This is a genomic window from Bacillus sp. FJAT-18017, assembly GCF_001278805.1.
GTDB lineage: Bacteria > Bacillota > Bacilli > Bacillales > Cytobacillaceae > Bacillus_D.
In genome coordinates this window covers 2,128,870-2,152,540 of record NZ_CP012602.1, presented here as the reverse complement: position 1 = coordinate 2,152,540, position 23,671 = coordinate 2,128,870, and the positions used below count along the sequence as shown (strand labels likewise).

30 protein-coding genes are annotated in these 23,671 nt (G+C 44.2%); 8 read left to right on the top strand and 22 right to left on the bottom strand.

Annotation, left to right across the window (positions count from 1 at the left end):
- Positions 1–5: 5 nt before the first annotated feature.
- From AM500_RS09895 to AM500_RS09825, 14 genes are all read right to left on the bottom strand, one after another.
- Positions 6–428, bottom strand: a complete 423-nt coding sequence (locus AM500_RS09895; protein ID WP_156319917.1) for a stage V sporulation protein AB — start codon at positions 426–428, stop codon at positions 6–8.
- Entirely contained in the window at positions 418–1,038 is a 621-nt protein-coding gene (locus tag AM500_RS09890) for a stage V sporulation protein AA (protein ID WP_053601681.1), read from the bottom strand. The genes AM500_RS09895 and AM500_RS09890 overlap by 11 nt, the downstream gene beginning before the upstream one ends.
- 748 nt (positions 1,039–1,786) lie before the next feature.
- Positions 1,787–2,545 carry an RNA polymerase sporulation sigma factor SigF gene (gene sigF / locus AM500_RS09885; RefSeq protein WP_053599061.1) on the bottom strand — a complete coding sequence of 253 codons (759 nt, stop codon included), beginning with the start codon at positions 2,543–2,545 and terminating at the stop codon, positions 1,787–1,789.
- Positions 2,546–2,556: 11 nt separating this feature from the next.
- Positions 2,557–2,997 (bottom strand): anti-sigma F factor, encoded by a 441-nt coding sequence (gene spoIIAB, locus AM500_RS09880; RefSeq protein WP_053599060.1) that lies wholly within the window; start codon positions 2,995–2,997, stop codon positions 2,557–2,559.
- Positions 2,997–3,347, bottom strand: coding sequence for an anti-sigma F factor antagonist (spoIIAA, locus tag AM500_RS09875; protein ID WP_053599059.1), 351 nt, complete (start codon positions 3,345–3,347; stop codon positions 2,997–2,999). Before spoIIAA ends, spoIIAB begins: the two co-directional genes overlap by 1 nt.
- 184 nt (positions 3,348–3,531) lie before the next feature.
- Entirely contained in the window at positions 3,532–4,704 is a 1,173-nt protein-coding gene (locus AM500_RS09870; protein ID WP_053599058.1) for a D-alanyl-D-alanine carboxypeptidase family protein, read from the bottom strand.
- 133 nt (positions 4,705–4,837) lie between these two features.
- Entirely contained in the window at positions 4,838–6,142 is a 1,305-nt protein-coding gene (locus tag AM500_RS09865; RefSeq protein ID WP_053599057.1) for a pyrimidine-nucleoside phosphorylase, read from the bottom strand.
- 643 nt (positions 6,143–6,785) lie between these two features.
- Positions 6,786–7,973: a phosphopentomutase gene (deoB, locus tag AM500_RS09855; RefSeq protein WP_053599055.1), complete on the bottom strand. Its 1,188-nt coding sequence runs from the start codon at positions 7,971–7,973 to the stop codon at positions 6,786–6,788.
- A 432-nt stretch (positions 7,974–8,405) separates the two neighbouring features.
- On the bottom strand, positions 8,406–9,299 hold the full coding sequence (gene xerD, locus AM500_RS09850) for a site-specific tyrosine recombinase XerD (RefSeq protein WP_053601680.1): 894 nt from the start codon (positions 9,297–9,299) through the stop codon (positions 8,406–8,408).
- An 8-nt stretch (positions 9,300–9,307) separates the two neighbouring features.
- Positions 9,308–9,535: a YqzK family protein gene (locus AM500_RS09845; protein ID WP_053599054.1), complete on the bottom strand. Its 228-nt coding sequence runs from the start codon at positions 9,533–9,535 to the stop codon at positions 9,308–9,310.
- A gap of 348 nt (positions 9,536–9,883) precedes the next feature.
- On the bottom strand, positions 9,884–10,363 hold the full coding sequence (gene fur, locus AM500_RS09840) for a ferric iron uptake transcriptional regulator (RefSeq protein ID WP_043932883.1): 480 nt from the start codon (positions 10,361–10,363) through the stop codon (positions 9,884–9,886).
- Between the two features lie 115 nt (positions 10,364–10,478).
- Positions 10,479–11,117, bottom strand: coding sequence for a stage II sporulation protein M (spoIIM, locus tag AM500_RS09835; protein ID WP_053599053.1), 639 nt, complete (start codon positions 11,115–11,117; stop codon positions 10,479–10,481).
- Between the two features lie 98 nt (positions 11,118–11,215).
- Positions 11,216–12,382 (bottom strand): endonuclease Q family protein, encoded by a 1,167-nt coding sequence (locus AM500_RS09830; protein ID WP_053599052.1) that lies wholly within the window; start codon positions 12,380–12,382, stop codon positions 11,216–11,218.
- Positions 12,382–12,933 carry an NUDIX domain-containing protein gene (locus AM500_RS09825; RefSeq protein WP_053599051.1) on the bottom strand — a complete coding sequence of 184 codons (552 nt, stop codon included), beginning with the start codon at positions 12,931–12,933 and terminating at the stop codon, positions 12,382–12,384. The genes AM500_RS09830 and AM500_RS09825 overlap by 1 nt, the downstream gene beginning before the upstream one ends.
- A 29-nt stretch (positions 12,934–12,962) precedes the next feature.
- Here AM500_RS09825 and mciZ point away from each other — a divergent pair, with 29 nt between their 5' ends.
- Both mciZ and AM500_RS09820 read left to right on the top strand, forming a co-directional pair.
- Complete coding sequence (gene mciZ / locus AM500_RS26245) at positions 12,963–13,154, top strand: Z-ring formation inhibitor MciZ (protein WP_082347189.1); 192 nt, start codon at positions 12,963–12,965, stop codon at positions 13,152–13,154.
- A gap of 40 nt (positions 13,155–13,194) precedes the next feature.
- On the top strand, positions 13,195–14,103 hold the full coding sequence (locus AM500_RS09820; protein WP_053599050.1) for an aldo/keto reductase: 909 nt from the start codon (positions 13,195–13,197) through the stop codon (positions 14,101–14,103).
- 29 nt (positions 14,104–14,132) lie between these two features.
- Here the strand turns inward: AM500_RS09820 and AM500_RS09815 are convergent, their stop codons facing one another.
- The 3 genes from AM500_RS09815 to AM500_RS09805 form a co-directional block, all read right to left on the bottom strand.
- Complete coding sequence (locus AM500_RS09815; protein WP_053599049.1) at positions 14,133–14,663, bottom strand: GrpB family protein; 531 nt, start codon at positions 14,661–14,663, stop codon at positions 14,133–14,135.
- The gene (locus tag AM500_RS09810) at positions 14,663–14,920 is read right to left on the bottom strand and encodes a YqkE family protein (RefSeq protein ID WP_053599048.1); all 258 of its coding nucleotides are present in this window, start codon (positions 14,918–14,920) and stop codon (positions 14,663–14,665) included. The genes AM500_RS09815 and AM500_RS09810 overlap by 1 nt, the downstream gene beginning before the upstream one ends.
- Before the next feature lie 370 nt (positions 14,921–15,290).
- Positions 15,291–16,481 (bottom strand): acetyl-CoA C-acetyltransferase, encoded by a 1,191-nt coding sequence (locus AM500_RS09805; RefSeq protein ID WP_053599047.1) that lies wholly within the window; start codon positions 16,479–16,481, stop codon positions 15,291–15,293.
- 131 nt (positions 16,482–16,612) lie between these two features.
- Here AM500_RS09805 and AM500_RS09800 point away from each other — a divergent pair, with 131 nt between their 5' ends.
- The 6 genes from AM500_RS09800 to AM500_RS09780 all read left to right on the top strand — a co-directional run bounded on the left by AM500_RS09800 (position 16,613) and on the right by AM500_RS09780 (position 20,258).
- Positions 16,613–17,515 (top strand): hydroxymethylglutaryl-CoA lyase, encoded by a 903-nt coding sequence (locus AM500_RS09800; protein ID WP_053599046.1) that lies wholly within the window; start codon positions 16,613–16,615, stop codon positions 17,513–17,515.
- Positions 17,516–17,569: 54 nt separating this feature from the next.
- Entirely contained in the window at positions 17,570–17,701 is a 132-nt protein-coding gene (locus tag AM500_RS26240; protein ID WP_269432579.1) for a hypothetical protein, read from the top strand.
- 115 nt (positions 17,702–17,816) lie between these two features.
- Positions 17,817–18,776 (top strand): alpha/beta hydrolase, encoded by a 960-nt coding sequence (locus tag AM500_RS09795; protein ID WP_082347405.1) that lies wholly within the window; start codon positions 17,817–17,819, stop codon positions 18,774–18,776.
- Between the two features lie 85 nt (positions 18,777–18,861).
- Positions 18,862–19,068 carry a CDGSH iron-sulfur domain-containing protein gene (locus AM500_RS09790; protein ID WP_053599045.1) on the top strand — a complete coding sequence of 69 codons (207 nt, stop codon included), beginning with the start codon at positions 18,862–18,864 and terminating at the stop codon, positions 19,066–19,068.
- Positions 19,069–19,245: 177 nt separating this feature from the next.
- Positions 19,246–19,581: a PadR family transcriptional regulator gene (locus tag AM500_RS09785; protein ID WP_053599044.1), complete on the top strand. Its 336-nt coding sequence runs from the start codon at positions 19,246–19,248 to the stop codon at positions 19,579–19,581.
- On the top strand, positions 19,578–20,258 hold the full coding sequence (locus tag AM500_RS09780; RefSeq protein ID WP_053599043.1) for a DUF1129 family protein: 681 nt from the start codon (positions 19,578–19,580) through the stop codon (positions 20,256–20,258). The genes AM500_RS09785 and AM500_RS09780 overlap by 4 nt, the downstream gene beginning before the upstream one ends.
- 28 nt (positions 20,259–20,286) lie before the next feature.
- On the opposite strand, the gene AM500_RS09775 is transcribed toward AM500_RS09780, so the two are convergent.
- From AM500_RS09775 to AM500_RS09755, 5 genes are all read right to left on the bottom strand, one after another.
- Positions 20,287–20,790 carry a GNAT family N-acetyltransferase gene (locus AM500_RS09775; protein WP_053599042.1) on the bottom strand — a complete coding sequence of 168 codons (504 nt, stop codon included), beginning with the start codon at positions 20,788–20,790 and terminating at the stop codon, positions 20,287–20,289.
- Positions 20,783–21,385: a GNAT family N-acetyltransferase gene (locus tag AM500_RS09770; RefSeq protein ID WP_053599041.1), complete on the bottom strand. Its 603-nt coding sequence runs from the start codon at positions 21,383–21,385 to the stop codon at positions 20,783–20,785. Before AM500_RS09770 ends, AM500_RS09775 begins: the two co-directional genes overlap by 8 nt.
- Positions 21,386–21,456: 71 nt before the next feature.
- Positions 21,457–21,726: a YfjL-like protein gene (locus AM500_RS09765; protein WP_053599040.1), complete on the bottom strand. Its 270-nt coding sequence runs from the start codon at positions 21,724–21,726 to the stop codon at positions 21,457–21,459.
- Between the two features lie 162 nt (positions 21,727–21,888).
- The gene (locus AM500_RS09760; RefSeq protein WP_053599039.1) at positions 21,889–22,221 is read right to left on the bottom strand and encodes a YolD-like family protein; all 333 of its coding nucleotides are present in this window, start codon (positions 22,219–22,221) and stop codon (positions 21,889–21,891) included.
- A 62-nt stretch (positions 22,222–22,283) separates the two neighbouring features.
- Positions 22,284–23,543, bottom strand: coding sequence for a Y-family DNA polymerase (locus AM500_RS09755; RefSeq protein ID WP_053599038.1), 1,260 nt, complete (start codon positions 23,541–23,543; stop codon positions 22,284–22,286).
- Positions 23,544–23,671: the final 128 nt, after the last annotated feature.

The following is a 23,671-nucleotide window of genomic DNA, read 5'->3' as shown; positions in this document are numbered from 1 at the left end:
TCTTCTTATTGATGGATAAAGTAAAGCCATTGAAATAACGATCCAGCAATTTTCCCCAATACTACAGCCATAAGTAAAATAATAATTTCCCCATCCATATTCAGCCTTTTAGCAAGAATTGGAATTACATTTAAGACTTCCGCAAGCGCACCAGCAATCATCCCGACAAAAATGCCGCCTGCAAGCCCAAGAAATACAAGCAAAAAGGCGGGCAAACCAAGAATGGGATCCCTTAAACTCCCAAAAATTCCTGCGATTGTCCCAAGAATAATTGCCGCCTCGTACCACACTACCTTATCAACAGTTTTAGAAATTTGAGCCAGGCGCGGGACAATTCCTAATACTGTCAGGAAAGCAACAAAGCCAGAACCAACTGCTAGCCCTCCGCTCAAAGCAATGAACACGATCGCGAGCCCTTCAATAATCATCAAGGCGCTTCATGCTCTCCTTGTTTTCGTGTATCATGACATAGTTGTCAAGGTCTTGCTGGTAGTTGAACATTTCTACTTCGAGCGGGCTAGGCTCTTCGTTAATTCGTTTTTTGAAAATATGGTTAAAAAATATGACCATTCCTGCCCCCAGTCCAATTGAATATGGTATTTGGAAAAGAAGGGGCTGATGGGACTCCTTACCTGTAATGATGGTATAGAGCTTTTCCTGCACACTTTGCATACTGACATCATCATGGAAATTCATGATTGCCATGGCTGAACCGAAAAAAAGCAAAAACCAGATTAAAATGAATAAGGGAAGGGAGAGCCCTTTTTTCTTTAAAATTACTTCAATCAGTGTTTGGGCCGGGCCAACCGTCTGAACATCTGCGCCAGGTATAGCGTTCGTAATATGGCGTATTATTTTCATGGCATCCATGACGATAAAGTTACTATCACGGGAGGTAACCTTGTAAATTGGAATCGTTTTGATCCGTTGATCCATCCCATCCGGCGCAAGCACTTGGGCAACGTCTTTTAAGATAATTTCCTGATTTGGCTGGACCAATATCCTGTTCCTCATTCGGATGTAGACCGTTTTTTCCAAGACACTCACTTCCATCATTGGTTTCCTTGTATTGCTAGTATGGATAAAACGGGAATTCTTCATGAAAGGCAATAATTGCCTCAGAAGCGAATATGATGAGGTGGGATAGGAGGATTAATCGTTAATTAATTTTCCTGTAAGGGGTGTTATATCTGTTTCGGACCAGGGTATTTAAGGCTCGGTTATCTTGTATCCGGGGTAATTATTCTTGGAAGCAGCTTGAATTAGTAGAGCGGAAATGCAACTGACTTCCAAACGAGAGAAGAGGTTAGTGAACATCTACTTTAAGGCCGCGCCCTTCATTCTTCATCCTCAGGGGCATCAAGAACCTCTATTGAAGACCGTGCCCTCTATTTCTATAGCCCAGGGTCGTCAAGAACCTCTATTGAAGACCGTGCCCTCCATTTCTATAGCCTCAGGGTCGTCAAGAACCTCTATTGAAGACTGCACCCTTTATTTCTTAACTGCAGGGTCGTCAAGAACCAGGTCTATCCACAGGCGCTCACGCGAGGAGAATGAAATACGGAAGCATACAAGTGAGCCGTGTTGATCTACGCGCTCAGCAAGCTTTGCTTTGGTTCGTCCGTGTAAGCCGAAGCTCCTCGTCGCTTGCAAAGAACGTCTCGCGGAAGAAAGATACGCCTGTCCTTGGCAATGCATGTTCTATAGAGCTTTCCTTTGTGAGGTGGAATTCAACAGTCTCTGTTTAACATAACAAAGCTGACTCTAACAAAAAAACCATATGGACTCAGAGGTCCATATGGTTTTTCATTTGCTGCAGGATCTTTTTTTCTAGCCGTGAAACCTGTACCTGGGATATACCAAGCCTCTGGGCGACCTCTGATTGCGTCTGATCCTTATAATAGCGAAGATAGACAATCAGCTTTTCCCGTTCATCCAGTTCACTAATGGCTTCTTTAAGGGCGATTTTATCAAACCATTTCCCATCATTACCATCATCAATTTGATCCAGAAGCGTTATTGGATCCCCATCATTTTCATAGACGGTTTCATGGATGGATGCAGGCGTACGGCTTGCTTCCTGTGCAAGGACAATTTCCTCGGGTTCGAGGCCTAAATACTCGGACAATTCCTTTACTGTCGGTACACGCCCAAGTGTTTTGGACATTTCATCCTTTGCCCGCCGGATTTTATTTCCCGTTTCCTTCAGGGATCTGCTTACTTTGACGGTTCCATCATCCCTGATGAATCGTTGGATTTCCCCTATGATCATTGGTACTGCGTATGTTGAAAATTTGACATTATACGAAAGGTCAAATTTATCGACTGATTTTAGAAGGCCGATACAGCCGATTTGAAATAAGTCGTCCGGGTCATAGCCTCGATTTAAAAATCGCTGTACGACAGACCAGACAAGCCTCATATTCTTCTCAACAATGAGGTCCCGTGCATCCTGGTCCCCGTTATGGCTTCTCTTAATCAATTCCTTCACTTCATGGTCCTTTAGAAACGGCTGCGCACTCTCTTTTTTGACCTCCACATCCATAGGCCCTCTCCTTAATTGCAAAGCATTTTGCTTCGGGATAGATTCTTCCGCAACCTGACCTCGGTACCGTTACCTTGCTCGGACAAGACCTCGACCTCATCCATAAAGTTTTCCATGATGGTAAAGCCCATCCCGGATCGCTCAAGGTCTGGTTTTGTTGTAAACAGTGGCTGCCGCGCTTCATCTATATCGGCAATCCCATTTCCTGTATCCTTAATGACAATATCAACAAGCTCCCCTTCAATCGCCACGTGGATATGGACAATTCCTTCGGGATCATTCTCATAACCGTGAATAATTGCATTCGTGACGGCCTCCGACACCACGGTCTTAATTTCAGTTAACTGGTCCATAGTCGGATCCAGCTGAGAAATGAATGCAGCAACCGTAACCCTGGCAAACGATTCATTTTGGCTTAGTGCCCGAAATTGGAGGTTCATTTCGTTTCTCATCATGCAACCCCCAATCTTTGAAAAGCAAATTCTTCAGTCGGTTCCATTTTCACGATTTTAAAAAGCCCAGACATATCAAACAGGCGTTCAATCGCTGGTGAAACCGAGCAAACAACCATCTCTCCATGAAGCTGCTTCAATTGTTTATACCGTCCAAGAATAACGCCCAGCCCAGAACTATCCATAAAGGATAACCCTTCAAGGTTCAAAATAATGTGGCGGATTCCATATTCCTCGATTGCTTGTGTGGCTTGCGAACGAAGCCTGTCTGCGGTGTGATGGTCAAGTTCACCGCTTAAACGGATGCATAGCACTTCACTTCTAACTTCCATTCCGATGTTCAGACTCACTATCTCCGGCCTCCTATTGTATACTTGGCATTTGGCAACTTCTGTGCCAATATTAGCCCACTGCGGATGCAGTCTGGCCGCCTTACAATGAGACAATTCGAGACGGAGTAGTTCAAATCCTTCAACACGGACAAAACTAGTGGCATTTCGCTAAAGGTAGTGCAATTATTTTCCGTTTCGACAACTACTCGCCGGACTTCGTGAACATACCCAGAGCTCGTTTATACATAGTCCACCATCCAGCTTCGCCAACATTTTTGCTTGCCATAAGCGGACTTTCCTGCAGCACTTTTCCGCCTTTTACAATTTTAAGCGTTCCAATCGTATCTCCTTTTCCGATAGGAGCGTGGATGTCCTTCTTAAGGTTGACCACTTTTTTGACATCTGAAATCTTTTCTCCTTTTTTCGTTAAAAGAGAAATTGGTTCGCTTGTAACTGCCTTCAGCTTCTTTGAATTGCCTTTGCTTACTTCCACTGTGCCTACTGCAACATTTCTTTGGTAAAGAGGATGTGTTTCATACTGGCCGAAAGCATAATCAAGCATCCTAGTCACCTGTGCATTTCTAGCCTTTGAGGTAGGTGCGCCAAAGACAACAGCGATTACCCTCATTCCATCCTTTTGCGCTGTTGCGGTAAGGCAATATTTCGCTTCCGCAGTAAAGCCTGTTTTTAAACCATCAACACCAGGATAAAATCTGACCAGCTTGTTTGTATTTACAAGCCAGAACTTTTTATCGGTATCTTCACGCAGATATGCTTCATACATTCCTGTATACTTTGTTATGTCTTCGTATTTCAGCAGTTCTTTCGCCATCTTTGCCATATCGCTGGCAGTACTGATATGGCCTTCAGCAGGCAAGCCTGTTGTATTTTTGAAAACGGTATTCTTCAGACCAAGCTCCCTGGCTTTTTTATTCATCATGTCTACGAAGGCTTCTTCAGAGCCGCCAATCCGTTCTGCCATCGCAACCGACGCATCATTTCCCGAGCCTATTGCGATTCCCTTTAAAAGTTCTTTTGTTGTCATTTCCTCACCAGGTTCGAGGAAAATCTGGGAACCTCCCATGGAAGCGGCATATTCACTTGCACGAATCTTTTCATTAACATCGAGCTTACCTTTATCTAATGCTTCCATGATGAGAAGCATCGTCATGATTTTTGTCATACTCGCAGGCGGAAGCTGCTCATTGCTATTTTTCTCATAGAGAACAGTACCAGTGTCCCTTTCTATCAGGATGGCCGATTTTACATCCTTTGCCAAATCAGTGGAGTTATCTTCTTTAGCAGAAACTGTACCGGGTAAAACTAGTGTAAAAGAAAGCAATGTTGCCAGCATTAGTGAACCTAATCGTTTCATGTGCATAACCCTCCATTCTTTATAGCCTCCATTTTTTCCAAAAATGGTTTTTCTATACAAAATTAAACGCAAAAAAGACAGTGGCCACAACTGCTTCAGCAGTTTAGCCACTGTCTATATAATTTCAGTGATTTTATTCGGTTATTTCGCCATAGATTAAAGTCGGTGCGTCGACTTTTTCACTGGTAATTTTAATGCTGTTATAAAGCCTTTTCCTTACTTCTTCAATTTCCTCGCTATTGCTGTGAATTTCAGCAAGCGATTCTCCGGCTTCAACCTTATCGCCAATTTTCTTTTTCAAGACCAGCCCAACTGCAAGATCGATTTCGGATTCCTTTGTTGCACGGCCAGCTCCAAGGAGCATCGCGGCTGTACCTACCTCGTCGGCAATAATTTCGGAAACGTAGCCACTCGTTTTTGCCTCAAGAGGGGTAACAAATTTAGCCTGAGGGAGCCTGGAAGGATCGTCCACAACAGAGGCATCCCCACCCTGAGAGCTAAGGAATACTTTCATTTTTTCAAGCGCTGACCCGTCAGCTATTGCTGCTTCAAGCAATAGGCGAGCATCCGCTAGTGATTCCGCTTTTCCTGCCAGGAACACCATATAGCTGCCAAGTGTCAAACTCAGTTCAGCCAAATCCTCAGGGCCTTCCCCCTTAAGCGTATCAATTGCCTCTTTTACTTCAAGGGCATTGCCAATTGCAAATCCAAGCGGCTGGCTCATATCGGAAATAACAGCCATCGTTTTCCGGCCAACATTATTTCCGATTCTAACCATTGCTTTTGCCAGCTCTCGGGAATCATCCAACGTTTTCATGAATGCGCCCGCTCCAGTTTTGACATCAAGGACAATTGCGTCCGCACCCGCAGCTATTTTTTTGCTCATAATAGAGCTTGCAATTAGCGGGATACTGTCCACCGTAGCAGTTACATCGCGAAGTGCGTACAATTTCTTATCAGCCGGTGTCAGATTCCCGCTTTGCCCGATAACAGCTATTTTATTTTTATTAACAAGCTCGAGGAATTCTTCATTGCTAATTTCAACATGAAATCCCTCAACTGCTTCCAATTTGTCAATGGTCCCACCGGTATGTCCAAGCCCGCGGCCAGACATTTTTGCAACAGGCACTCCCACCGATGCAACCAAAGGGCCAAGTACAAGAGTTGTAGTATCTCCTACACCGCCGGTTGAGTGCTTATCCACTTTCACGCCTTCAATTCCTTTAAGATCTATCTGATCCCCGGACTTAACCATTGCCATAGTCAACTCGGCCCGTTCAGATTCAGTCATTCCTTTAAAAAAGATAGCCATAGTAAGCGCGCTCATTTGATAATCAGGAATAGAACCAGATGTATACCCTTGAATAAAGAAATTGATCTCCTCGGATGTCAACTCTAGCCCATCACGTTTCTTTTCAATTATGTCTACCATTCTCATCGTAATCATCACTACCTTTTCATTTTTTGAAAAGCATTTTCTTATCTAAAAATTCCCACTCCACAAAGGGAAGCTCCTGAGAATTATCATCGCAGGGACACAAAGGAAAGCATCCGTGAATTAACATCGCAGAGACAGGCGGCTTTTTGCCTGGCTCGAGGCGTTCTTTGCCTGTCACGAGGCGCTTCCGCTTTGCGTGGGCACGGCGGGGAGCCTGTCTTGCTTCAGTGCCTAGCCCCTCGAGGTCGCTTCGGTCCCTCAGGTGAGGTCAAAGAGCGACTTCTCCTTCAGGCCCTCCAGCGCTTGTCGGGGCAACCCAAGGCACTTACGTATTTCATTCTCCTCGGCGCTAAAGCGCCTGTGGGGTCTCCCACTGTCCCTTTTCTCCCACAGGACGTTGAATAAGCTTCCCTGAAAAATGCATCGCAGGAGAAAATGCGCTTTTTGCATTTTCGAACGAGTCCCGCGCCTTCCGTTCTAATTAAATTAAAGTTATTTAGTTAATTTTGTTAAACAATCCATTATCATCAGGATTGGTTAAAGTTGTACATCCATGTTACCTGCCCGCTAATACTGAAAAAAGGCATCTTCCAACAGTAATGGCTTTCCACTAATTGTCTGTTTAGAGATATTAGTTGGACGGTTACTTCAGTTCGCCAAGAAAACTCTTCCCATGTTGCGGCATAGTTACGTTGAAGTTTTCAGCAACTGTTGCACCAATGTCGGCGAACGTTTCACGGATAGGAAGCTCACTGCCGCCAGTGAGTCCCTTAGAATAAACGAGAAGAGGGACATATTCCCGTGTATGGTCAGTTCCCGGGTGAACCGGATCGTTCCCGTGGTCTGCGGTGATGATCAGCAAATCGTCTTCTTTCAGTTTTTCAAGTACTTCTGGAAGACGGGCGTCATACTCCTCAAGAGCCTTCCCGTACCCTTTTGGATCACGGCGATGGCCAAAAAGGGCATCGAAATCAACAAGGTTCAGGAAGCTTAATCCAGTAAAATCCATATCGAGCGTTTCATTTAACTTGTCCATTCCATCCATATTTGACGCGGTACGGAGCGATTTTGTCACGCCTTCACCATCATAAATGTCGGAAATTTTGCCTATTGCAATTACATCTAAGCCTGCATCCTTCAATTCATTCATAACTGTCCGTCCAAATGGCTTCAAGGCATAATCATGGCGGTTCGCAGTTCGTTTAAAGTTTCCTGGCTCGCCAACAAATGGCCTGGCTATTACTCTTCCGACCATATATTTCTCATCAAGTGTCAATTCCCTGGCAATTTTGCAAATACGATACAATTCATCAAGTGGAACAATATCTTCATGGGCTGCAATTTGAAGCACTGAATCGGCAGATGTATACACAATAAGCGCACCTGTCTCCATATGCTCCTGCCCAAGTTCCACAAGAATTTCCGTACCGCTCGCCGGCTTGTTCCCAATTATTTTCCTGCCTGTACGAGCTTCAAGCTCGGATAGAAGTTCATCCGGGAAGCCCTCAGGAAATACACGGAACGGAGTCTGAATATTAAGGCCCATTATTTCCCAGTGTCCAGTCATCGTATCTTTACCGTTCGAAGCTTCCTGCATTTTAGTATAAAAAGCAAGGGGCTTCTCCTGTTTTTCAATACCCTTAATTTCCTTAATATTGCTAAGACCCAGTTGGCCCATGACAGGCATTTTTAGGCCGCCCATTGCCTCACCAATATGCCCAAGCGTATCTGAGCCTTTATCTCCAAATTTTTCAGCATCAGGAGCCTCACCAATCCCGACAGAATCCATAACAATTAAAAAAATCCGTTTGAATGTTCCACCTTGGCCCATTCAAAACCCTCCTTTTAAGGTAAAAACTGTTCCCAGCTGTTCACCTCTATAATTTGTCTTTAAGTAGAATATTTTCATCAAACCTCGTTGCTATTCTACCCTTTTCAACTATCATTACTCACCAGAACCACAGCGCATGCACCTTGTTTAACGCCACACAAAAGTAAAGTGGCTTCAACCGAGATAATGAAATCACGAAGTTTGCGATTCATTGATGAACTACCTCAGGAGTAAACTAAAATTTTCCAGTCGTTAAATGTTCAAGTGAGAGGTATAAGAAAGTCAGAAGTCTGACATCTATATTTTACTAAACCACAGAGAAAATACAAGCAAGAAACCGCTCCCAAGACCAATTTTTTCCGCAGAATATAAAAAGCGCACGCGCCACCAAAAAAGACCAGCTATCACTTCGCTGGCCTTTCTAGTAAACTCTTAAGCTCTTGGGTGGAATTTACTGTATACATCACGCAGCCTTACCTTCGTGACATGGGTGTAAATTTGAGTAGTTGAAATGTCTGCGTGCCCGAGCATTTCCTGAACAGCCCGTAAGTCCGCCCCATTCTCTAACAAATGCGTTGCAAATGAGTGCCTTAGTGTATGCGGGGTTAATGGTTTCTCAATTCCCGCTTCCTCGGCAAGCTTTTTCAGGATTTTCCAGAACCCCTGCCTGGTCAGCCTATGTCCTAGATGGTTAAGGAATAAGGCATCTTCACGCCCGGTTTTGGCTGCGAGCTGAGGCCTGCCGTCAGAAAGATATCTTTCCAGTGACTCCGACGCGGTCCGGCCAATCGGAATGATCCGTTCCTTGTTTCCCTTCCCTATGCAGCGGACAAATCCCATTTGTAAATGAAGGTCTCCGATATTCAAGCCTATTAGTTCACTTACCCGTATGCCCGTTGCATAAAGGATTTCAAGCATTGCTTTGTCCCTAAGCCCAAATGGGCCATCCTCTGTCGGAGCTTCCAGCAAGGTCTCAACTTCCTCCATGCTTAAGACCTTTGGAAGGTTCCTCTCAAGCTGCGGCGTTTCAATATGGACAGAAGGATCTTGTTCAGATGCTTTGTCCCTCAATAAAAACTGGTGGAAGGAACGAATCGACGCCACGTGTCTGGCAATAGTTTTTGACGATTTCCCATCTTCCTTTAATTTTCCAAGAAAGTGCAGGATATGCGTCCTTTGAATCTCATTGACTGATGTTAACCCGCTTTTGTTTTTCACATGTTTCAAATAAGCCTTTAAGTCACGTTCATATGCTACAACAGTATTTTGTGACAATCCTTTTTCCACTAGTAGGAAATGGATAAAATCTTTCAAGTGATCTTCCATCATGCAAATTACTCCCCGCTCAAATAGAACAGCAACAACCGGTCCAGCCATTCGGGATTACTAGCCTGTGATGTGTTGGACACCTTCACTGCAGTTCCCTTCGGCTCATCGTACCGGTGATAGTTCTGATACTCTTCGTGTAACCACATCATACCATAATAAAATAGTACCGTGCAGGTTACAAACAGGATAAATACCTTTAATGTATGATAAACAGCCCTGCAAAATGACAACATGTTCTTTTCCCCCAAGGTTTCTGGTTTTAGTACAAGGTATGCCAAAATTGCACGATATTATACCTGAGGATTAGAAAAGTGCAAGCGCCTTGGTCAGCGCCGTATGGACTGGAGGGCCTCGAAGGAGATAAAGGAAACACGATGAGTACCAGCGAATCGATGTTGACTTATCGTAACCAGGGGACCGAAGTACACTAGGCGCTAGGCGCTCCTCGAAAAAGCTACCGCTTTTTCTTCGTGCGATGCTTATGCTGCCGAAGCTTTCCTTGTGGAGCTAGACAGTTCTCAAAAAAAAGATAAACTTTCTTATAGAAAAAAAGAACCTGCCATTTAGCAGGTTCTTGTATGTTATTTATTTGTAAATTCTGCTTCCAATTCGGCAGTTTCACTTTTCCCCTGGCAGCGATGGCAAATTCCATGGAAGGTGAGCCGGTGATCCTTAATTTTAAAATTCCAGCGGCGTTCCACGATTTCTTCAACGTCTTCCAACAGGTCTTCTTGAATTTCATCCACAGCGCCGCACTCGATACAAACAAGATGATGATGGAAATGGGCGGCACCTTCCTGGCGAAGGTCGTATCTCGAGACCCCGTCTCCGAAATTAATCTTATCAACTATTTTCAATTCAGTCAGCAATTCCAATGTTCGATAAACAGTTGCCAGGCCGATTTCGGGTGATTTCTCCTTAACAAGCAGATAGACATCTTCTGCACTGAGATGATCCTCTTCGTTTTCCAGCAAAACCCGAACGGTTGCTTCGCGTTGCGGAGTAAGCTTATAGCTTGATGAATGCAACTGTTTTTTTATTCTTTCAATCCTTGTTTCCATGGGGTTGACCTCCCTCGCAACTGTCCCTCCCATTATAGCAGATAGAAATTAAGTTGAAAACTAAAATTATTATAAACAACAGTTTAAAATGATTATTAACTGAAATTGATTATCACTAAAGGGAACCTGCGACTGCCTTCATGAAACCTGGCGAAAGATATGCCTCAATACCCGATCCAACCACTAATAAAAACAGTGCGGCAGCAAGAAAAATCAAATACCTTCCGAATAATGGCGCTATCGGTTGGCCGACCTTTTTGAAAAACTGCCTCCGGATCATTTTCAGAGAAAATACTATCGACACTGCTGCCATAATGATAAAGACAGGTATGATTATCACATTCTGCGGCAGAATTGAGACAAAAGCAAAAACAAAGCCATCCCAGCCCATTTGGCTGACTAGGAAGCCTACTGTAAATCCGATGACCATTCCTTTAATAAACAGCAGAATTAAAATAACCGGAAGTCCAATGATGGAAATTCCAAGAATCCACATCAGGGAAATGAATTTGCTATTATGCAAAAGGCTTTGGAAAAATAAGTTCCTGGCAGATTCTGTTTCACCACTGGCTATCTGTCCGAAAAATTGAGATAAATAGTAGAATAAATCTTCCTTTTGGCCAAGGCTCATGCTGTTTACGATAATAGCCCCAAAAATGACTCCCATCATGAACAGGATCGAAACAAACAGGAAGATTGAGGAGTGCTCGCCTAAATATGCTGATGCGATGGACTGGTTCATACGTTTTTTCATGGCATTTCCCCCTAAACGGTTCGTGTTTCTACCATTGTATGCCAATCCTATCTTGATATTACCGTCTCTCTCCATTTCCTACTATTAAATGATTATCTCTATGAGAAGTCTACCCTTCCATATTTACCTCCACCGCCGGCAGTTAAACGTAATCTGCCTTCTCTTGCCTCGATAATGAGCTTGGCAATTCGCTCCGGTATTACCTGTTCAATTGCTTCACTTGGAACATCATGAAGGATGGCCATTTCCGTCCCGAAATGCCACAATAATTTTTCAAAAAGCTTTGGGCCAAGCCCCGGGATAAACTCTAAAGGAACCTGGTGGATATACGGGGGCCGCCAGTTCGGGCGTTGTGCAGCACTCGACAACTCTGCTATCCTGTCCGCGACTCCTCTAGTAATCTTCATTGAACCGCAGTTGCTGCAAGGTTCTCCCGTTTTATTATTTGGCTGCAAACAGTCTGTACAAACCGTCCTATGGTATTTGCCAAGCAATGGATCCAAACCATAATTAGCCAGGATCCCGCGTCCCCCTTCTCCCCTTAATCCCAGGGCGAGGTTCGTAAAAGACGCTTCTTCCATTAAAATCGCCTGGTATTCCCGGGCTATTTTTGCAAGTGAATGGGCATCTGAATTTGTTAAAAAAGGATAGCTATGCAGTTCCTCCAATCCATCTGCCATATTAGTATCTGAGCTTAATCCAAGCTCAATGCCATCTATAAGCTGTGGGTCAAAAACTTCCTCGAGAGATTTATTGACACCTTTTCCGTATAGGCTTTTAAAAGGTGTGAATACATGGGCGGGAATGAACAGACCGCCAAGTTCCTTCACTTTTATTTGAAGCTCCCGGCCAGTAGCGTAAATCCGCTGTGAGCTAAGATTTACGTTTTTCATTTTCCCTGAAAGCCAAGCGGAAAACTCCTTCATCGTTTTCATGTTGGGCATAAACACAAGAACATGGATTGGTCCCTTAGTTCCCGGATCATAAATCTCCAGCTCTGAACCTGGAATGACAGCCATTCCGCCAAATTCCAATCCACCGCCTGATAGTTCAGACATCTCACCCGCTAGCATTAGTTCCTCCATCTCGACGATGACTTCCGGTGAATGGCAATCAATTATACCAATCATATGAAGACCTTTTTTATTGCGGGCATGTTCAATGATATTGGTAAATGTCAGTGATTTTGCCCCGGTTATTTTGACTGGCTTTCCTGTCTTAGTCCGGCCAATGTGGATATGCAAATCCGTGTAGAACTTTTTCATTATTTCGAAAGCGCCTCCTGCAGCTGTACATATTGGACAGCATAAGCAGTTTTCGCATCATATATTCTTTTTTCTTCTATTAAAGTTAATGCTTCTTCCAGTGTAAGTTCCATAACATTGACGAATTCATCCTCATCCAGTCCTGCTGCATCTTCCTTTTGAGAAATGCCTTTAGCAATATACAGGTGGACGATTTCATCCGCAAATCCCGGAGAGGTGTAGAAAGAGATCAAGAGCTCCATTTCCTGGCACTCGTAGCCTGTCTCCTCTTCCAATTCCCGGCGGGCGCAGACTGCAGGGTCTTCCCCTTCTTCAAGCTTTCCTGCCGGTATTTCCACTAGGATCTTCTCCATTGGTTTCCTGTATTGTTCAACCATGACTATTTTATTATCATCGGTAACAGCTAGCACAGCTACTGCACCTGGATGTTTCACAATTTCCCTGGTGGAAGTCTTTCCATTTGGAAGCTCAACTTCATCGAGCTTAACGGTAATAATTCTTCCGCTGAAAATTTCCTTGCTTCCGATAGTTTTTTCCTCTAAATTTCCCATCCATTGCCACTCCTGTTCTATTCCTGACTATGTGTTCATACATTCTATCATACTTTAATTGGGGGAAATTAACCATGAAAGCGTATGTACACAAGAAGGGCTTCACTATGACCGGAAAGGCCTGGGAAATCAGATATTTACTCCGTGAATTGGGTTCTGTCCACCTTACAGTTTCAGAATTGCTTCAATTTGAAGCCAAGAGGCAGTCAAGTTGCCGCTAATTCACTCATGAGGGTACAATGGCCATAAGGAGTGATGGCTATGAAAAAGAAAAAACTTGGCAATTCCGAGTTGGAGGTTAGCGTTCTCGGGCTTGGCTGCATGTCGCTTGGAACTGATGTGGACAAGGCCCGTTCAATCATTGATGCCGCGCTGGATGAAGGAATTAACTACTTTGATACTGCCGACCTCTATGATTTCGGCGAGAATGAAAAGATTGTAGGTGAAACCCTGAAAGGCCGGCGGGACAAGGTGGTCATTGCCACGAAGGCGGGAAATCGCTGGAAGCAGGACAAATCTGGCTGGACGTGGGACCCTTCAAAGGAACATGTTAAGAATGCAGTTAAGGACAGTCTGAAACGTCTTCAGACAGACTACATAGATTTGTATCAGCTGCATGGCGGCACGATCGATGATCCAATTGATGAAACGATTGAGGCATTCGAGGAACTGAAATCCGAAGGGTTAATCCGCTATTATGGCATTTCATCAATCCGGCCGAATGTTGTAAGAGAATATGTGGATAAATCTTCGCTCGTATCTGTGATGGTCCAGTACAGCATGCTTGACCGGCGGCCAGAGGAGGAAATCTTGCCTTTGTTAAAGGCCAATGGTGTATCCGCGGTCACAAGAGGTCCGGTTGCAAAAGGCCTGCTTAGTGAAAAAATGCTCGAAAAAGCCTCTTCTGAAGGCTACCTGGATTACAGCTACGATGAACTTGAAAGGCTATTGCCTTTGTTAAAAGAAAAACTTGGTTCACGCTCTCTAGCCGAGGCTGCCCTTCAATACAACCTGTCACATCCTGCAGTCGCTTCAGTTGTTGCAGGTGCAAGCAGTGTTGAACAGATTGTGCAGAATGCGAAGGCAGCACGGGCCAACCCGCTTACAGACGAAGAAATAGCAGTCATTCACGAGCTTACAAAAGTCAATATGTATACTCAACATAGGTAAATATATAGGGCAGCCTTTATGCGGCTGCCCTATTTCTGCGCTTTCGCCCAATTTATCGCTTCTTGTTCAATCTCTAAAACTATTTTTTCTTTATATGCTATATAAGCGGAGATATCATTAGGAAATTTGGATGCGGCCTCTCCCTTTATTTGTCCGTATGCATTAGCTCTATCAGAATTGCTAATGAGATAGTCGCGAAAATAGAGATGCCTGTTGATATGAGGACTTCCCTTTTTAAACGCATGGAGATGGACGAGCCGTTCTCCGTTCGGATTTACTTTTATATAATATCGCCGGCCGGCAATCCCGTTTTCTCCCCTTGCAATGTAGCCTGCATTCATCAGATTGCGTTCATTTCTATCAAAAATCTCCAGAGACTCCCCCTCTGCCAGTATATCTATAATTGGTTTTGCGCTAAGGCCTGGTACAGATGTACTGCCGATATGATGAAGAATAACCCTGTCTGTTCTCAATTCCTTTAGAATATTATCTTTTTCCGCCTCAAACCGTTTTGGCCAATCGGCCGAATAAGGTGCCACCTCTACTTTCCGTGGGACCATTACTTAAACTCCTTCCAATTCATGCCGCTTTCGTTTAAAAGCTCTTCAAAGCTTTTATTCTTTTCTTTTAAGCGGCGCTCCTCGCGTTTGCGGTTTTCTTCTTCTTCCATTTTTTGTTTTTCTTCCTCTTTCAGTTCATGCTGGCGATTCTTTAGTTGGGTGAATATATCCTGATTTATCATATCTCCCAGTGTAAGTGGTGTTTCGGTCTTTTTTGATTGCTGGTTTTGTCTTTTCGCCTGCTTTTTCTTTGCCATAGCCCGCCGCTCCTTTGTTTAATATAAGACTATTATACTTCATCTTTTTAAATGGAGGAACGAACGTATCTTTGCTTAGGTTAAGGGGATTCTTGGGGGTACTTTCACATTGGCCGCCAGCATTGAAAGTATGCATAAATCCTGAAAAGTGTTCATAAATCTTGAAAAGTATGCATAAATCCTGAAAAGTGTTCATAAATTCCGGGAAGTGCGCATAAATCCTTGGAAGTGTGCATATTTGTTCTTGAACCTGTCTCTACTATTCATTTTTCTTGAAAACTCTGCTAACAATACTATTGTTTGCAAGATTTAATCACCAAAAAACGGAAGCATCCAGCTTCCGTCTTTAATTGGATTTTTCGTAATCCCGCTATTCTGCTAGTTCAACTACGGAGGCTACTCCCTGTCCTCCACCGATACAAAGTGTGGCGAGGCCTTTTTTTGCGTTCCTTCTTTTCATTTCATAAATGAGTGTGACGAGGATTCTCGCACCGCTTGCTCCGATTGGGTGGCCAAGTGCTATCGCGCCGCCGTTGACGTTCACTTTATTCATATCAAAGCCCAAATCCTTGGCAACTGCGAGGGATTGTGCGGCAAAAGCTTCGTTCGCCTCAATGAGGTTTAAGCTTTCAATCGATTCCCCAGCTTTCCTTAACGCTTTCCTGACTGCCTCTACCGGTCCTATGCCCATGATAGCCGGGTCGACGCCAGCGCTTCCGTTCCCTTTTAAGACGACGAGCGGCTTCACACCTAATTCTTCGGCTTTTTTACGGCTCATCACAATCACTACAGCCGCGCCGTCGTTAATACCTGACGCATTGCCGGCTGTTACGCTTCCATCCGCTTTGAAAGCCGCGCGCAGCTTGGCAAGTGTTTCAGGAGACGTCCCTTTCTTCGGATATTCATCTGTATCAAACACAATTGGATCGCCTTTGCGCTGAGGTATGGTTACCGGGACTATTTCGTCCTTGAACTTTCCTTCTTCAATTGCCCGTACTGCCTTTTCCTGGCTAGCGACCGCCAGAGCATCCTGATCCTGCCTTGTAATTTCATATTTCTCAACGAGATTTTCAGCGGTGACCCCCATATGATAATTGTTAAATGCGTCCCATAGTCCATCATATATCATGCTGTCGATTACCTTCTGGTCGCCCATCCGGAATCCCTCGCGCGCATTTTTCAAAAGGTATGGCGCCTGGCTCATGTTCTCCATTCCGCCTGCCACAACAACCTCCGCGTCTCCGGCGAAGATGGCCTGTGCTGCAAGATGTACTGCCTTTAGCCCCGAACCACAAACTTTATTGATTGTCATGGATGAAGCGGCCTTAGGTATACCTGCTTTAATCGCTGCCTGGCGGGCGGGGTTTTGCCCAAGCCCAGCCTGGAGGACGTTCCCCATGATAACCTCATCTACCTGATCCGGCTGGAGACCGGCCTGTTCAAGAGCAGCCTTGATCACTGTTGCACCCAACTCAGTCGCGGGAACACTTTTCAAGCTTCCATTAAAGTTTCCAATTGCAGTCCTTGCAGCAGCGACAATTACGATATCATTGTTATTCATTCCTATTCCCCTTTCAAACTAGTAATTCTCAATACCTTCTTACCCTAAAAGTATTTAATTATCCATAAACTTGCACAAATCAAAATAGTCAAATTACAATGGAGAAAATGCAACTAAAGGGGGAGCATGACATGCAGCTGCCACGCAATGTGACGATTATTGAAGTTGGACCAAGGGATGGGCTTCAAAATGAAAAAGGATTTGTACCAACGGGAGCAAAGAAGGATTTCATCCATGCCCTTCGCCTTGCCGGGATTACTGAAATGGAACTAACCTCGTTCGTCTCACCAAAATGGGTACCGCAAATGGCCGATGCAGCGGAAATCGTAGATGGATGCCTTGATGGCAACACGCGTTCCATTGTCCTCGCACCTAACCAGAAGGGAATTGACCGTGTCAAAGAAACTGGCTGCAAAGCGGTTGCTGTATTTGTTGGAGTCAGCAACACCTTTAATAAAAAGAACATTAACAAAACCACTGCAGAAAGCATGTTGGAATTGCGTCCGCTCATCGCCAACTTAAAGACGGACGGCTTTTTTGTAAGGGCTTGCATTTCAACTGCGTGGCATTGCCCCTTTGAAGGCAAGATTTATGAAGATGACACAATCAAGCTGTGCCAGGAATTTGCAGAAGCTGGGGTGGATGAGCTTAGTGTCGCGGATACTATCGGGATGACTGTGCCAAATGAAGCCTATTCACTTTTTAAAAAACTAAAGGAAATCCTGCCTAACATCCTCCTGACCGGCCATTTTCACGACACGCGGAAGCTGGCATTAGCGAACATACTTGCTTCCATGCAAGCTGGAATTGACCGTTTCGACACTTCCGCGGGCGGACTTGGCGGCTGCCCTTTTGCGCCTGGTGCGACAGGAAATGTGGCTACAGAGGATGTTGTGTATATGCTCCATCGTATGGGGATTGAAACCGGCGTTTCTCCTGAAAAAATTATTGAAGCTGTCGAAATTGTCCGGCCTCACCTTAGCCGCCCAATTGATAGTGTGATCTATAAACTGCAAGCTTCATCAGGTGCATAACCTATCTCCCCGGGGCTCATCTTAATAGTAAAGAGATGAAGGGAGACGTAATCGATGAGCAAGAAACGCGACAAAGGATTTAGCCAAAAGGGCCAGCCATCAGCAAAGGATATTAAGCCTCAAATAGCAGTAGAGGATTTGGAAAAGGAAATTCATCCTACAAACCGGCAAAATGCCCCCAAATAAGTTTCAATCACCGCCTGTTAAGGGCGGTATTCTTTTTTGCCACGATAGTGGGTTTGAAACAGTCTCGAATGGTAAAATAATGAAGGGAACGCATATTGTAGCCGGAGGGATTTTTTTGAGAAGAACAGTTCGGGTTTTGTTATCAATACTTGCCGCCATTACAGCCGTTGGGGTTTATTTTACGAACAGGCTGATGTTCATGAAAAAGAAAGAAGATGAATTTATTCTGAGTCGTGAACGTGAAGCAGGGAGAATCATCGATGAGGAGTACGATTCTTTGAAAAAAAGGGATGTATCCATTCCCTCCCCATTCGGCTACGACATTAAAGGTGTTTTGGCCGAGCCTCATAACACCAATTATTATATGATTATTAGCCACGGTGTGACCGAGAACAAGTTTAATTCTATCAAATATATGAACCTATTTCTGGAGCGCGGCTTTAATGCCTTGATTTTCGATCATCGCCGTCATGGCGAATCCGGTGGGAAAACAACTTCCTACGGCCATTATGAAAAATTCGACCTGAAAGCAGTTGTGGATTGGTTAAAAAACGAAAAGGGCCCTCATATCAAGCTAGGCATCCATGGCGAATCGATGGGGGCGGCCACTATGCTCCTATATGCAGGGATGCTCGAGGATGGCGCAGACTTTTATATTGCTGATTGTCCATTCTCTGATTTCCGTGAACAGCTTGCCTATCGTATAAAAGAAGAGGTCCGTCTTCCAGCGGGCGTCCTGGTCCCGCTCGCTGAACTGTTCCTCCGTTTCCGCGATAAATATTCGCTTCGTGAAGTTTCGCCTATTACGGTGATTGACAATATCAAGAATCCCGTTTTATTCATTCATAGTGCAAAGGATGATTTTATCCTTCCTTCGATGACAGAAGCACTTTATGAAAAAAAGAATGGACCAAAAATGCTCTTTATGGCCGAAAATGGCATCCATGCCCAGTCATTTAACGAAAACCGTGAACAATATGAGCTTACGATTGACGATTTCCTATTGAGTATAGGGATGGTTCCAGCGCCAAAAAATACGGATTTCGTCCAAAAATCATCAACTGCTCAACAATAGCATATGTCTTAACAACCAGATTTCACATTTTTCTATTTCACGTGGGAGAGTAAACGCAATAAAGAAATATTGAGGAGGAATCGGAATGTCCAAAGTTCAAATTAAGATAAACGATAACGGATCAATAAGAATCACTGGAGATGTTGAATTGCTTGATGGCCAGGGGAATGTGTATCAAACAAAACCTGCATTTTCTCTTTGCCGGTGCGGTTTGTCATCAAACAAGCCATTTTGCGATGGAACGCATAAGGGAAATTTTGAATCACAGGTTCGTGTACCTGAAGAGAATTAAAGCTATTTTTTTACAAACACTCGACTCGCCGATTGGCGGGTTTTTCTTTTTGTAAATTTAAATATTGACATAATTATCCTCTCCGCTTATGCTATATTTAACTACTTTGCAAAACAAGGTAGTTATATTTCAAGAGGCTATCTTGTTATACCAATTACCTAAAGGCAGGTATCCCTTATGTCAATTCGAAGCCAGCTATTAAAAGGAATTTTGGACGGCTGCGTACTCTCCATCATTTCAATTGAACCGGTATACGGCTATGAGCTGTCCCAAAAGCTCCAGGATGAGGGGTTGATGGAAGTGAGTGAAGGGACAATCTACCCGGTCTTGCTTCGCCTTCAGAAAAATGGGTTGATTAAGGGCAAGATGGAGCCGTCGCCTTCTGGGCCAAACCGGAAGTACTATCATTTAACGAAAGAAGGGCATGCTGCCCTCGCTCTCATCAAGGAGGAATGGGAGCAAATCGCACAGCCTGTAGGCAGGATTCTAAAAAAAGGGAGCGGGATGGAATGAATGCGAAGCAATTAATTGAACTGAACAATCAGAAACAAACAGAACTTTCTCCGGAAAACGAGAAAATTTACTCCGATTTTCTCATTTATATTAGGCTGCAGCTTACCTTATCCGAACAGCAATCAGAAGAGGTTCTTATGGAAATTCTTGACCATTTGCTTGATGCCCAAAAGGATGGAAAGTCTGCACACTCACTATTCGGGGATGACCCAAAGAGATTTGCAGATGAACTGATTGCCGACATTCCAAAGGAAAGTAAAAGAAATGCCTTTGTGTTCATCTCCTCTCTCGTTCTTCAGCTGCTGAGCTATATGCTGGTTATTAATGGTGTTTTCGGACTTATTTTAAATGATGGCATAAATACTCTTTATCCATTAAAGGGTGTTCCAATTTTCCTAGGTTCTGTGATTTCAATCTTTTTTCTCATTTGGCTATTTTTTAATGTGATTCAAAAAACGCTCTTTGTCAAAAATGCCTCTCATACTAAAAATATGATTATTCTTGGACTTTCAGCCGCCGGTTTAATGGCACTCTATCTTGCGGCAGGCCGCTTTATTCCCGATTTTGGCCCGTCAATCGATTTTCCATGGTACACCTCTGTGATAATTGGCGTTCTTGCCTGGGGAATTTCCTACATGTTAAGAAATAGGTCTCTAGCTAAAAAAGCTGCCATCTAAATAAAAAGGACAGAAAAAGCCAATGGCTTTATCTGTCCTTTTTGGCTTTTTCGATTACCGAAATGTTCCCGTCAGCCTTAGCGATATCCTTCCTGAACAAGGCGATCTTTAAGTTATCAGCAACCTTCCTCTCGCCTATTCTTTGAAAACCATGCTTTTCATAAAATCGAATCGCGGGTGTATTCCCGGATCCAGTCGAAACAACCAGCGAATCTGCATCTGGATTCCTTTCCTCAAGGTAAGTGAGAAGCTGATTGGCGATACCTTTCCGGAAATAGTCGGGATGAACCATCAGGCGGTGGATATCGACTGTTTCGCTGATTAACTCATACGAGATCGCCCCGCAAATGCTGCCATTTTCATAGTAGCCATAAAACGTCTCACCACACTGGCGCAGTGTTTCTATCGAATCATTCAAAGTTGGAATCTCATAAAAACCAATCAGCTTTGCTTCCTCCATATACGATGGCAGCTGAATACCCAGCACTTCTTGGGCTATATCTTTACTTGTAATATCTATCTTTTTAATCAAGATAATCTCCTGTCGTGGTTAGCTTTTTCTGCAAGTTAACAAACTCTTCCCGGAGGATTGAATATACCTTTAAGTCTCGATGCTTTCCTTTTATGAACATCGCCTTCCGGTTAACGCCTTCAAAACTCATCCCGGACTTTTCCATTACACGCGCCGATCCTATATTATCAACAAAGCATCTTGCCTGGATCCTAATAAGCTCCATCCGCTCGAAACCAAATTTAATGATCGCCTTCGCAGCCTCCGTGCATATGCCTTTTCCCCAATAGTCAGGTGCTACCACATAGCCGATTTCCGCGCTTCTATGGCTTGGCTGCCACCAGACAAAATCAATCGTTCCAATCAGACGGCCTGTTTCCTTGTGTTCAATTCCCCACGGGGCCACCTTTTTGTTGCTGTATTGATTGAGGACATAATCGATGAACGTTTGGGTATCTGAAAGTTTATGGTGTGTATCCCAAGTTACATACTGTGCGACTTCCTCATTTGATCCGTATTCAAATATGTCTTCTGCATCTGCTGGCGTTATTTTTCTTAGGAGAAGTCTCTCAGTTTCAAGAACTGGCAAGTCCCCATATATCTGTTCAATTTCCACCCTAATTCCCCCAAGTCCAATTCTTTTTCATATGCTATCAAACTTTTCTGAATTTTACTAGGAGGTTTTTATTATTCATTACCAATTTCAATTACTTTCCCTTTCCTTATATCAAGATTACCTTCTTGCTCCCCTTTATTTATGCTGTAATTGACTATATATGTTCCTTCTCCCGGATAGTAGCTGACACTACTTATTTTTACAGACTGTTCTGGATGCTTTTTCTGGAGGTATTTTATAGCAATGTCTTTACTTTCTGCACGTTCGATGGGATTACCATAGAAAAATAAGCCTCCCGTAACCAACACCAGTAAAAGCAGCAAAAAAATAATTTTTTTCACTTCAATCACCTTTCCTAAAATTCTTTTAGTGTAATTTTACACTAAAAGAATGGAAAGTGACACTATTTATTTAGCCCTTTTTGAAATATCTATTAAATCTGTGGAAACAGGCCAGACAACCTTTTTCGGTGTTATTTGGTCAATGAAGAAGGCGGCCAATTATCAATCAGCCAGCCTTACATCGGCAATTGCCGTAATTGAAATGAGGTGTGCATCCCCGAAGGAATCGATAATGTGGAGTTTCTGTGTAAGCTCATCCCAATAATGGACGTGCCCAATGCAGATTTCATAATTGTGGCGGCGATAATGTGTGATTACAACAGCCTGGTTAAATTCCATTGCTTCCCCAAGCACTTCATTCATCATTTCAAGCTGCTGCTCATCCAGTTCGGTTTTTTGCTCATACGAATCTTCTTTCACCCAGTCGCGGAGCATCTTGACGTGTTCAGGGAGCATCATTGAAGTCCATTTTATCCTGCCGCGGTCGCGAATCATGTTCTTCCCCTCTTTCTTGGTTGGACTAGCGGGAAAATCCCGCTGATCAAATATTGTTGTTCTTATGATTTATGTCCCCCAAGCAGCGTGGCCCGGTGCTTAGCAGTTCCTGCGGACGTATAGGAGACAGCCCTCAGCAATGCCCCGGAGCCGTACCTGTTCCGAATCCGGTCAACCACATAGCCAAGATCCCGTCTTTTGCTTGCGCCCATGTCGAAGAGGCTCATCTGGAGTTCGGTATCATCGACGATATTCCCAAGTGTGATGTTAATCTGGCGGACCGTCTTGCCGGAATAATTCTCGCCAAACAGTTCCAGGCAAACACGGTATATATCCATTGTGACGTTCGTCGGTTCGGAGACCGTCCTTGCCCGCTGGAAACCGCCTCCGAATTCGTCCTGGCTGTAGCCGATGCCAAGTGTGATTGTTCTTCCGGCTTTTCGGTGCGCCCGCGCTCTGCGTGCAACCTCCTCGCACATTTCAAGAATCACATGCTTGATTTCTTCCTCATCCTTATAATCCCGAAGAAGAATTTGGCCTTTGCCAAAACTGATCTGTCCCTCCATTATCGGAGCGCCCATATCGGAAAGGTCAACACCCCAGGCATGGTAATACAGCTGGTTACCCATAATGCCGAATTTTTTCTCGAGCAGTTCGAGGTCATACCGGGCCAGCTGGCCGACTGTGAATATCCCCATCCCGTTTAGTGTTTTTTCAACACGCCTGCCGATCCCCCACATTTCCCGGAGTGGCGAAACGTTCCATAGTTTGGTTTGGACATCGTCATAGGTCCATTCGGCAATTCCATGCTGCTTTGCATCAAGGTCAAGGCAAAGCTTGGCCATGAGCATGTTCGGCCCAATACCAATTGCGCACGGAAGCTGAAATTCGCGCTCGATGTCATCCTTGATTTTCCGGGCGATTGTTTGGGCATCGCCCCAGAGCTTTGCCGCCCCGTCCACTTTGATGAAGCTTTCATCAACGCTGTAGACATGGATGGCTTCCTTCGGCACGTAGCGGTGGAAGACGCGGGTAATTTCGGTTGAAATTCTTAGAAACAGACCCATTTTAGGCTCAACTACCAGAATTCTTGGGTCATTCGGAATCTCAAATTTACGGGAACCCGTTTTTATTCCAAATTCCTTTTTTAAAAGTGGGGAAGCAGCGAGGACAACACTTCCTTCACGCTCTTTATCGCCGACTACAGCAAGGTAGCAGCCGAGGGGATCGAGCCCTTCCACAACTGCAGCACAGCTGGCGTAAAAGCTTTTCATGTCAACGCAAAGAATTTTATGCTGCGGCATCGTGCTGTAATCAACCATTACATTTAACCTCCTATAGAAAAATAAGAACATCCGTTCCGTATCATTATACCCATATCATAAGCGAATATGCGTTCGCATTCAATGGAAATTTTCCGGCAGGTTGCATAAAAATAGGGTGCGTTTCC

Bases quoted from the DNA above. Each gene is read 5' to 3' on its own strand.
- sigF (WP_053599061.1), bottom strand. From the start codon at position 2,545: ATGGATGTGGAGGTCAAAAAAGAGAGTGCGCAGCCGTTTCTAAAGGAC.
- AM500_RS09870 (WP_053599058.1), bottom strand. From the start codon at position 4,704: ATGAAACGATTAGGTTCACTAATGCTGGCAACATTGCTTTCTTTTACA.
- AM500_RS09755 (WP_053599038.1), bottom strand. From the start codon at position 23,543: ATGGTTGATTACAGCACGATGCCGCAGCATAAAATTCTTTGCGTTGAC.
- AM500_RS09780 (WP_053599043.1), top strand. From the start codon at position 19,578: ATGAATGCGAAGCAATTAATTGAACTGAACAATCAGAAACAAACAGAA.
- fur (WP_043932883.1), bottom strand. From the start codon at position 10,363: ATGGAAACAAGGATTGAAAGAATAAAAAAACAGTTGCATTCATCAAGC.
- AM500_RS09785 (WP_053599044.1), top strand. From the start codon at position 19,246: ATGTCAATTCGAAGCCAGCTATTAAAAGGAATTTTGGACGGCTGCGTA.
- deoB (WP_053599055.1), bottom strand. From the start codon at position 7,973: ATGGGCCAAGGTGGAACATTCAAACGGATTTTTTTAATTGTTATGGAT.
- AM500_RS09830 (WP_053599052.1), bottom strand. From the start codon at position 12,382: ATGAAAAAGTTCTACACGGATTTGCATATCCACATTGGCCGGACTAAG.
- spoIIM (WP_053599053.1), bottom strand. From the start codon at position 11,117: ATGAAAAAACGTATGAACCAGTCCATCGCATCAGCATATTTAGGCGAG.
- AM500_RS26240 (WP_269432579.1), top strand. From the start codon at position 17,570: ATGAGCAAGAAACGCGACAAAGGATTTAGCCAAAAGGGCCAGCCATCA.
- mciZ (WP_082347189.1), top strand. From the start codon at position 12,963: ATGTGTTCATACATTCTATCATACTTTAATTGGGGGAAATTAACCATG.
- AM500_RS09760 (WP_053599039.1), bottom strand. From the start codon at position 22,221: ATGATTCGCGACCGCGGCAGGATAAAATGGACTTCAATGATGCTCCCT.
- AM500_RS09825 (WP_053599051.1), bottom strand. From the start codon at position 12,933: ATGGGAAATTTAGAGGAAAAAACTATCGGAAGCAAGGAAATTTTCAGC.
- AM500_RS09800 (WP_053599046.1), top strand. From the start codon at position 16,613: ATGCAGCTGCCACGCAATGTGACGATTATTGAAGTTGGACCAAGGGAT.
- spoIIAB (WP_053599060.1), bottom strand. From the start codon at position 2,997: ATGAGAAACGAAATGAACCTCCAATTTCGGGCACTAAGCCAAAATGAA.
- xerD (WP_053601680.1), bottom strand. From the start codon at position 9,299: ATGGAAGATCACTTGAAAGATTTTATCCATTTCCTACTAGTGGAAAAA.
- AM500_RS09805 (WP_053599047.1), bottom strand. From the start codon at position 16,481: ATGAATAACAATGATATCGTAATTGTCGCTGCTGCAAGGACTGCAATT.
- AM500_RS09845 (WP_053599054.1), bottom strand. From the start codon at position 9,535: ATGTTGTCATTTTGCAGGGCTGTTTATCATACATTAAAGGTATTTATC.
- AM500_RS09815 (WP_053599049.1), bottom strand. From the start codon at position 14,663: ATGGTCCCACGGAAAGTAGAGGTGGCACCTTATTCGGCCGATTGGCCA.
- AM500_RS09895 (WP_156319917.1), bottom strand. From the start codon at position 428: ATGATTATTGAAGGGCTCGCGATCGTGTTCATTGCTTTGAGCGGAGGG.
- AM500_RS09790 (WP_053599045.1), top strand. From the start codon at position 18,862: ATGTCCAAAGTTCAAATTAAGATAAACGATAACGGATCAATAAGAATC.
- AM500_RS09820 (WP_053599050.1), top strand. From the start codon at position 13,195: ATGAAAAAGAAAAAACTTGGCAATTCCGAGTTGGAGGTTAGCGTTCTC.
- AM500_RS09810 (WP_053599048.1), bottom strand. From the start codon at position 14,920: ATGGCAAAGAAAAAGCAGGCGAAAAGACAAAACCAGCAATCAAAAAAG.
- AM500_RS09865 (WP_053599057.1), bottom strand. From the start codon at position 6,142: ATGAGAATGGTAGACATAATTGAAAAGAAACGTGATGGGCTAGAGTTG.